This window comes from Candidatus Cloacimonadota bacterium, assembly GCA_034661015.1.
In the GTDB taxonomy this organism is placed as follows: domain Bacteria; phylum Cloacimonadota; class Cloacimonadia; order JGIOTU-2; family JGIOTU-2; genus JAYEKN01.
This window is the reverse complement of the sequence record JAYEKN010000175.1, coordinates 4,620-13,642: the sequence shown is the minus strand read 5'-3', so window position 1 is coordinate 13,642 and position 9,023 is coordinate 4,620. Positions and strand designations below refer to the sequence as shown.

The window sequence follows — 9,023 nt, the reverse complement described above, 5'->3', positions numbered from 1 at the left end:
TAAGGGGCTGGGCTATTCAATAAATCAATTTGCAATCAGCCAGTGGGCAGACAAGTTGTAAAATTGAAAAAGAAATAGCCACGAATTCACGAATAAAAGCGTAAAATAATTTTAAATGTAAAAAAAATAGCCTATTCGTTTACGGATAGGTATAAGATCGGACAAATATCTTACGCCATTTATGGCGTTTTGGAGTAAAATATCCGTGATATTTTATACAACACTGCAACATCACGGATGTTGCACTCCAAAAAATGCTTTCAACCAGTTTTTTTGTTACCTATATTTTCCCCTGTATTCTCAATTACCAGAGGCAATGCTTTTTGCTTTTTATTCCCTTTGTGGTTAATTCTATCGCATTATTTGACACCAAATACCCACAACTAAATTTATCGTGTATTATAAAATTATATTTGAAAAGAAATAGAGAAAAAAACAATGTTTTACAAAATACTAAATAATTTTTTGAACAAATCGGATTTGATTCGTCAATTTAATAAATTTGTAGAAATAGAAGAACCAAAGCAGATTGTGGATTTGAATGACTCCGCCAAATCACTCCTTCTGGCACACTTGTTTCAAACTAAAAAAAAAAATATCGTTTTTGTAACCGGTAACGATACTATTGCCCAAAACACTTGCGATGATTTGGAAATACTGCTCGACAAAACTAAAATTTTCCACCTCAATAGTTACGAAATTTTGCCATACGAAGAATTTTCTCCGAGACGAACTTGCCAACTGGAGCGAAGCAATGCTCTTTCTGCAGCCGTTATACAACAACCCGGGATTTACATCGTTTCTCTGCGAGAATTTTTACGGAAGATCAACCTACCCGAATTATATAAAAAAAATACTACCCATCTGAAAATCGGAAAAGAATATGCTATGGATGTTCTGCTCGATGATCTGATTTCCTGCGGCTATACTCGCACAAGCCAAGTATCTCAGGCAGGGGATATTAGCAAACGAGGGGGAATTTTGGACGTCTTTTCACCTCAATACAAAAATCCATTTCGGATTGAGTTTTTTGGTGATGAAATTGAGTCTATACGTGAATTTTCTGCAAAATCACAACGCTCAATAAATACAGAAAAAAGCAACCTTACCATTCAACCGATTCGAGAATTGTCGCTAAAACAAATATCCGAACATGCGGATGATTATTTCATCCAAAAAATTGCGGAAACCGGATTTTATGAAGGAATGGAGCAAGATTTTTCGCAACTTATCGAAAAAACCACCACTTTTTCAGAATACTTTTTTGCTCAAAAAACCACAATGATATTTGATGAAGCTCAGCACATTCAAGAGATCGAAGACGACCTTTTTGACGAAGCGGAGGAGCAAAGAGAAAAATATAACGGGGAACGAAATACAAATTGCATTCCTGAACCGGAACAATTGTTTTCACACTTCTCAGACCTGAAACTTGAATCTTTCAAGAGCGTTTATTTTAACAATAAAAACAATCATATTACCACAAAATCCATATCCTTCCCTGTCCGCTCTCAGATGAATTTCAACAGTAATATTTCTTTGCTCGTGGATGAGATCAAGGCATTAAGTTTAAAGGATTTTACGATTTTTATCCAATCGGACACAAAAAGCCAGAGCAAAAGAATTATGAATACTTTGGCGGATTTGGGGGACAATCTTCGCTTTCAAGTAGGAGTTTTTCATAACGGTTTTATTCTTGATGATGCAAAGATCGCTATCTTCACCGACCACGAAATTTTTAATCGTTACAAACGAAAACGGCGTATTACCCGTTTTAGCAAAGCAGAAGCGATTGCCGATTATGAAACACTGAAAAATGGGGATTATGTGGTTCATATTGATTATGGAATTGGAATTTGTAACGGACTGCAAACTATCACTGTGGGAAATACGGAGATGGATTGTATAGTTGTCTATTATGCAGGTGGAGATAAAGTATATGTTCCCACGGATCAATTGAATTTACTTTCCAAATTTTCGGCAAAAGAAGGTATCGAGCCACAAATCCACACTCTCGGTGGAGCGAGATGGGATAACACGAAAAAGCGGATCAGGAAAGATGTGGAAAACATTGCCAAAGACCTGGTCCGGCTTTATGCAAAAAGGAAAATGGCAAAAGGATTTGCTTTTTCAGGAGATACGGAATGGCAGCGAGATATGGAAGCATCCTTTATTTATCAGGATACCGAAGATCAAATAAAATCCACTGAAGATGTGAAAAATGACATGGAATCTCCCTTACCAATGGAGCGGCTTATTTGCGGTGATGTTGGCTTTGGCAAAACAGAAGTAGCAATTCGAGCGGCTTTTAAAGCTGTGATGGATAGTAAACAAGTAGCGTTTGTAGTTCCAACTACCATTCTTGCAGAACAGCATTATATCACCTTTTCCGAAAGGTTGAAGGATTACCCGATTCGGATAGAAATGCTGAGCAGATTTGTAACCAAAAAGAAGCAAAACCAAACTGTGGAAAGTTTGCGATTTGGGGAAATTGATATTGTCATCGGCACGCATCGTCTTTTTTCAAAAGATATTCATTTCAAAGATCTCGGCTTGTTGATCCTCGACGAAGAACATCGCTTTGGAGTTCGTCATAAGGAAAAATTGAAACAACTTCGAGAAAATGTGGATACATTGAATCTGACTGCCACACCTATTCCACGCACTTTGAACATGGCACTTTCCGGTGTAAAAGATATGACCCTTATGAGAATCCCACCCGAGAATCGCCTACCTATTCGGACGACTATGATGAAATTCGATAAGAAAATAATCAAGTCTGCAATCAGGCGAGAGATTGATAGACAAGGACAGGTTTTCTTCTTGCACAATCGAGTTCAATCTATTTATTCGATGCAAGAGCGACTGGAAAAAATGCTTCCCGAGGTGAACTTTTGCGTAGGGCACGGGCAAATGTCGGAGCGTGAACTGGAATCCGTCATGATGAATTTTTATCACCACAATTTTGACGTCCTGATTTGCACTACGATCATTGAATCGGGAATTGATATTCCGAATGCGAACACGATTATCATGAATCGGGCTGACAAATTGGGTTTGGCTCAATTATACCAATTACGAGGCAGAGTAGGACGCTCCGATCATCAGGCGTACGCTTATCTCGTGATTCCGAAAAAGGTTAATAAAACAGCACACGATCGGCTGAAAACACTGGAGCGTTACGAAGCACTCGGTTCAGGTTTGCATATTGCGATGCAGGATCTGGAAATTCGGGGAGCCGGAAATTTGCTCGGAGCAAAGCAACACGGGCTAATGAATCAAATCGGGATAAATTTTTACAACCAAATACTTAAAAGGGCAGTAGAAAAAATCCAAAAAGGGGAGGAAGCGGACATCTTTGAGATTGATAAAAAAAGAACAAAAGTTCAAACCGAAATCCCCTATTATTTACCGGATTATTATATTGAAGATGAAAAAATAAGATTGCAATTTTATCGTAAACTGAATTTAATTGAAAATCAGATAGAATTTATGCAGATTAAAGAAGAAATGATTGATCGGTTTGGCGAGTTACCGCAGGCTGCAAAAAGTGTTTTTTGGTTTTATGAAATTGCTTTCATCGCAGAGAAAAATGCAATTAACTCAATTGTCGTGGGAAAAAATATTATCCGAATTCATCATAAGCGAAATATTGCCCGAGATAGGATTTTGGCAATATTAAAGCAAACAGAATATAAGATAGATTTCAAACAAACAAAAGGTCTTCAAATTAATATTCATATTAAACATCGAAAAGGGCGGGAAGTATCCGGTAATTTTTCTGCTTGTTTGCGTGTTTTGGGTATATTGTTTTGAAGTGAATTTGTAAACACTTTATCAGATTTGTAGCCCCACAATATCTGTTGTAGAATTTAAATAAATTACCATAAAAATTGACACAAATATCACAAACTTCATATAAAAACCGCTTGAATTCAACCATAAATAGTGTCTGTCCGTAAAGTAGGGATTCGACGCAGATGAACACTGAAAAAACCGATTTTCGCAAGATAAATTTTTTTTGTAAAAATTTTAATATCAGCGTTCATCAGCATAATCAGTGTTTATCTGTGTCGAATCACATTCGGAGAATCATTGCAAAAATGCGAGTTTACGGATGGACTCTAAATAGAAAGGAATATTATGAAAATAAGAAGGAATTTACACTTACTCATTATTTTTATGGCAATCGTTTTATTACTCGTTGGTTGCAAACAAAATGCGGATAAAAATGCAATTAATCCGGAAGAAGATATTTGGACAGGTAATTATTTCACTCAGGAGAATGTTATTACTCCGGCAGCGAATGACACAATAATCAGAGCAAAATTGGATGGTGAATGGAAAGAATTTCCCATCCGCACTCTCCCGCCCAAAGTTATGGATTGGGATATTGGAAAAAGAAAAGAAACTATTGAGGATATGAAAAAGATGATCATGTCCCGTGACAGAAATGCAAAAGGTCCTCGTCTCGCTGGTCCACATAACGGCATAGTTGCATCTTATGGATTTAAACGTGATGATTCCCGTTTCAAACTGAATAATGCCGTAAAAGGAATGGGCTTTTTGCCAAAGCGAGATAAAATCAAAGAAGTGATCTCTAATCTGGAATCCACAAATCATGAATCCATAATGAAAAAAATGGATGTTTTGGTTTCCATGTATGAAAATGCAGATTCGTTATTCGATTTGGACAAGCAGGTTTCTTTGGAATTATATTCGGTTCCCACATTTAATACCCAAACTTTTCTCAATCAGATCACAAACCCGATCTCCACAATAGTTTTCTTGGATATTCCCAGTTTCAAATTGAAAACCATTGTGCGTCTTCTTCATCCAGATGACCCGGGGCTTAATAATTATGAGAAAGATGTTGTGAAATATATAAATCTTGTTCACAGTTATTTTCATGGGCAATTTTCCAAACAATTTATCACAGTTGTTTATTACATTGTAGAAGTTTATGACGATTCCCCCGGTGAAGAAGATGCAATGGGACGCCGAATTGTACCTCAATTTATCTACTAAATTTTATTATCTTAATTTTACTTTGTGTTATTTGTGCCTTTTGTGTCCTTTGTGGTAAATTAATTTTCTCATGAAATACGATTTTATCTTATTCGATTTAGACAATACACTTTTCGATTATAATCGAGCGGAGAAAAATGCCTTTTCCAAAATGTTAGAAATTTTTTGTATTGAGGGCAATCTTGAAACCATACGGGAAAAATATCACAAAATTAATTTGCAGTTATGGCAGGACTTTGAAAAAAATCTCATTAACGCTCAAGATTTACGCATTGAGCGTTTCCGCAGATTTTGTCGGCAGGAAAACTTTGATTTTGATCCGGCAGAGATGAGCAGATCCTATCTGAAATTTCTCTCTGAAGGAACATTTCTGATTGAAAATGCAGTGAATGTTGTTTCATCTGTTGCTGATAGAAAAATAGCGTTGATCACGAATGGATTCTCAGAAGTGCAGTATCCGAGATTAATAAATTCGGCTCTTTCTCCATATTTCAATGAAATTTTCATCTCTGAAGAAATTGGATATTCCAAACCTCATCCTGCAATTTTCGAATTCGTATTTAAGCAAATGTCTCACAAAGATAAAAATACGGCAATAATAATTGGCGATAGTTTGAATTCTGACATAAAAGGTGGTAACGATTTTGGAATTGCCACCTGTTGGTTTAATATTTATAATCACGAAAATAAATCCGATATAAAACCGGATTATGAAATAAGTGAATTAATCGAACTGTTAAATATAATTAGAGTCCATGCGTAAACTATAGATTGGACGCAGATGAACACTGAAAAAGTGGATTTTCGCAAGATACAAATTTTTTGTAAAAAGTGTAATATCTGCGTCTGCCCCGTTGAATGCTTTGTATTTTAATATTCAACCTGGAAGTTGCTGATTTAAACAAAACCTCAAATGATTTAAATCGTTTAGCGAATTCTTATACTGATATTGGCTGGATTTATCAGGAATTAGGAAATTTTGACCCGGAGCAAAGTGATTCTTTGGGAATGGAATTAGTTGTGGGACTTACATCACAAATTGACGGTATTCTTGAATTGGAGAAAAAACTTTACACGAAATTTAGGATAGTTTTTCCACGTTTATAAATTTTGTAGGTTTTAAGATTATTTATACTTTCTTGGTTTAATTGTCTGAATCCACCAATCAAAATATTTACAGAACAAAATTTTCTGTTTTTATCGCATCCGATTTTGTCTTTGCTTTGTTATACAGATTTGATTTTTTAAATCCATCCACTATTTGATTATAATAAACTAAAGCTTTATCTTTTTCCCCATTGTTATAATAATATTCCGCAATTTCAAAGATGTAATTTGGCGTTTTGTAGAAATTCGAAAATTCTCTAATTATCTTTCTCAAACGAGTGTAATATTCATCCTCGTTTCCGTTTGCCAGATAGCATTTTGCTTCTCCAAGTAAGGCCGCTTGCTTGTACATCTTGTTTTTAATCTTGCTTGCTTTTTCAAAATAATCCATTGCCACGTCATAATCCACGCTATCTTTGGAAACAGCAATTTTACCGAGATAAAGCAAAGCATATTGCCCATATTTCGTGGAGCCGTATTGGATAGAAATCTCTTTAAATTTACTTTCCGCTTTAAGAAAATCCTGATCATTGTATAGATTCATTGCTTTGGAAAACTGCTGGAGTGCTTCTTTGGTCAAGCTGTGATGTTGTGATGTAAATGTAATTATAGCAAGGATAATGACGATAACCGCTACTCCACCGATTGCAAATTTCTTCCAATTTTCTTTCAGATAATCTGCCGATTGGAAAACAAAAGTTACAAACTTATCTTCCTTTATTTCGTGTTTATGTTTGGGAAATTTCTTTGACATTTTGATACCTTTCAATGCTTAATTTTTTTTCGTAAAATTTTAATCGCCACCTATCTTGTCAAACCTTACGAAAAATTTTGTTGAATTGTTCGGTTCTAAATTTTCAACCCAATTCCAAATCAGAAATTTTTTTAAACTTTTTTGATCAAACTTTTTCCGGTAAATTCTTTTGGGGTGGGGATATTCAAAACATATAGAATTGTGGGAGCAATATCTGCAAGTTTTCCGTCATTTCTAAGAATGAATTTTTCCCTATCCCGTTCGGATGTGATGAAGGGAACTTTGTTGGTTGTGTGAGCGGTAAAGGGCGATCCATCCGCTGCTAACATTTGTTCTGCATTACCATGATCTGCTGTGATCAAAAACTTGTAATCATTTTCATATAACACCCGCACAATTTTACCTACGCATTCATCTACTGTTTCTACTGCTTTTACAGCTGCCTTAAAATCACCTGTGTGACCAACCATGTCCGAATTTGCGAAGTTTAGGATGATCGTTTGAAATTTATTTTTGCGAATTTCTGCAATAACCCGATTGCAAACCAAAAACGCACTCATCTCAGGCTGAAGATCATAAGTTGCAACTTTAGGGGAGCTAATTAGAATTCGCTCTTCATTTTTAAATGGCTTTTCCACTCCACCATTAAAGAAAAAAGTAACGTGAGCATATTTCTCGGTTTCTGCGATTCTAAGCTGTGAAATATTATTATCAGCCAATATTTTTCCCAAAACATTTTTTAAGTGAATCGGCTTAAAAGCAATGTGGATAAATGGTGAAAGCGTATCTTCGTATTCCGTCATCGAAGTAAAGGATAGATTTGAATATTTTTTTGTAGGGAATTTATCGAATTGGGGAAGAATAAAACTTTTCGTAATTTCTCTGGCCCGATCTGCTCGAAAATTAAAAAAGATGATTGAATCATTATCTCGAACAGATGCAACCGGTTGGTCATTCTCTTGCAAAACAGTGGGGATAATAAATTCATCGGTAATATTTTCAGCGTAACTTTTTGTTATTGCTTTAATTGGATTATCGCACTCATTTCCTTTTCCGTAAACGATCGCATCATAGGCTTTTTGAACTCGTTTCCAGCGATTGTCTCTATCCATCGCATAATATCTGCCTGAAATTGTAGCGATTTTTCCCACTCCGATTTCCTTCATTTTGCTTAGACATTGCTCAACAAATTCTTTTCCACTGTGTGGGGATGTATCTCTCCCATCCATAAAAGCGTGCAAATAAACTTTTGTCAGATTGTTCTGTTTTGCCATTTTGAGCAGAGCCCAAAGATGAACAAGTGAGCTGTGCACTTTGCCGTCGGACACAAGCCCGAAAAGATGCAAAGAGGAATCAAATTTCTTACAATGTTCCGTTGCGTTCTTGAATTCATGATTCTCAAAAAAACTTTTATTCCGAATGCTTTTATTTATTCTGGTAATATCTTGATAAACAATTCTTCCTGCTCCGATATTCAGATGTCCAACTTCCGAATTCCCCATAATTCCTTTTGGTAATCCCACCTCATTCCCAGAGCATTTCAATTTTGTCCAAAGATTTTGGTGAAATAACTTATCTAAGTTTGGGGTGTTTGCTGCTTTTATCGCATTTCCTTCATTGTTTTCACTCAATCCAAATCCATCTAGGATCATTAACATTACTTTTTTTTTCATTTGAAATTCCTTTCTTTGATTAAAATGGCTTTGCAAATTTATCTTTTTAGACTCGTAAGGAACGACGAGTCGAAAACAATTGCTAACGGGAAGTGTTTCGAGCCCTCGTCGTAAACTCCTTACGACTTGAATACGGGTTTACGTATGCACACTAATTAGTGTCTGTCCGTAAAGTATAGATTGGACGCAGATGAGCGCTGAAAAAAATGATTTACGCAGATAAAAAATTTAAGTACAAAAAGAGTAGTATCAGCGTTTATCTGCCGAATCAGTGTTTTTCTGCGTCGAATCATTTTGCTAAAAAACTATTGATAAAATAGTAGTTTACGGACAGACACTAATTATTCAAATAATTTCAAAATAACATCACACCCATCTTTTTTATCCACATAAACACTGTCCAAAAAAACAGGATTATGACCATCAGCAAAAGCCCATAATTTTAAATATCTTGTTACAGA

6 protein-coding genes are annotated in these 9,023 nt (G+C 35.7%); 4 read left to right on the top strand and 2 right to left on the bottom strand.

The features are described 5' to 3' along the window. Nucleotides 1-438 precede the first annotated feature (438 nt). The 4 genes from mfd to U9P79_06715 all read left to right on the top strand — a co-directional run bounded on the left by mfd (nucleotide 439) and on the right by U9P79_06715 (nucleotide 6,135). Nucleotides 439-3,816: a transcription-repair coupling factor gene (mfd, locus tag U9P79_06730; protein MEA2104317.1), complete on the top strand. Its 3,378-nt coding sequence runs from the start codon at nucleotides 439-441 to the stop codon at nucleotides 3,814-3,816. 327 nt (nucleotides 3,817-4,143) lie between these two features. After that, nucleotides 4,144-5,028, top strand: coding sequence for a hypothetical protein (locus tag U9P79_06725; protein MEA2104316.1), 885 nt, complete (start codon nucleotides 4,144-4,146; stop codon nucleotides 5,026-5,028). Nucleotides 5,029-5,098: 70 nt separating this feature from the next. Then, on the top strand, nucleotides 5,099-5,791 hold the full coding sequence (locus U9P79_06720; protein MEA2104315.1) for a YjjG family noncanonical pyrimidine nucleotidase: 693 nt from the start codon (nucleotides 5,099-5,101) through the stop codon (nucleotides 5,789-5,791). Between the two features lie 95 nt (nucleotides 5,792-5,886). Then, the gene (locus U9P79_06715) at nucleotides 5,887-6,135 is read left to right on the top strand and encodes a hypothetical protein (GenBank protein ID MEA2104314.1); all 249 of its coding nucleotides are present in this window, start codon (nucleotides 5,887-5,889) and stop codon (nucleotides 6,133-6,135) included. Between the two features lie 67 nt (nucleotides 6,136-6,202). Here the strand turns inward: U9P79_06715 and U9P79_06710 are convergent, their stop codons facing one another. Then, entirely contained in the window at nucleotides 6,203-6,889 is a 687-nt protein-coding gene (locus U9P79_06710) for a tetratricopeptide repeat protein (protein ID MEA2104313.1), read from the bottom strand. A gap of 131 nt (nucleotides 6,890-7,020) precedes the next feature. Then, a complete protein-coding gene (gpmI, locus tag U9P79_06705) occupies nucleotides 7,021-8,562 on the bottom strand; it encodes a 2,3-bisphosphoglycerate-independent phosphoglycerate mutase (GenBank protein ID MEA2104312.1) in 1,542 nt (513 codons plus the stop codon). Between the last annotated feature and the right edge of the window lie 461 nt (nucleotides 8,563-9,023).

Excerpts from the sequence above, each read along its gene's own strand:
- mfd (MEA2104317.1), top strand. The coding sequence starts at position 439 with ATGTTTTACAAAATACTAAATAATTTTTTGAACAAATCGGATTTGATT.
- U9P79_06725 (MEA2104316.1), top strand. The coding sequence starts at position 4,144 with ATGAAAATAAGAAGGAATTTACACTTACTCATTATTTTTATGGCAATC.
- U9P79_06720 (MEA2104315.1), top strand. The coding sequence starts at position 5,099 with ATGAAATACGATTTTATCTTATTCGATTTAGACAATACACTTTTCGAT.
- U9P79_06715 (MEA2104314.1), top strand. The coding sequence starts at position 5,887 with ATGCTTTGTATTTTAATATTCAACCTGGAAGTTGCTGATTTAAACAAA.
- U9P79_06710 (MEA2104313.1), bottom strand. The coding sequence starts at position 6,889 with ATGTCAAAGAAATTTCCCAAACATAAACACGAAATAAAGGAAGATAAG.
- gpmI (MEA2104312.1), bottom strand. The coding sequence starts at position 8,562 with ATGAAAAAAAAAGTAATGTTAATGATCCTAGATGGATTTGGATTGAGT.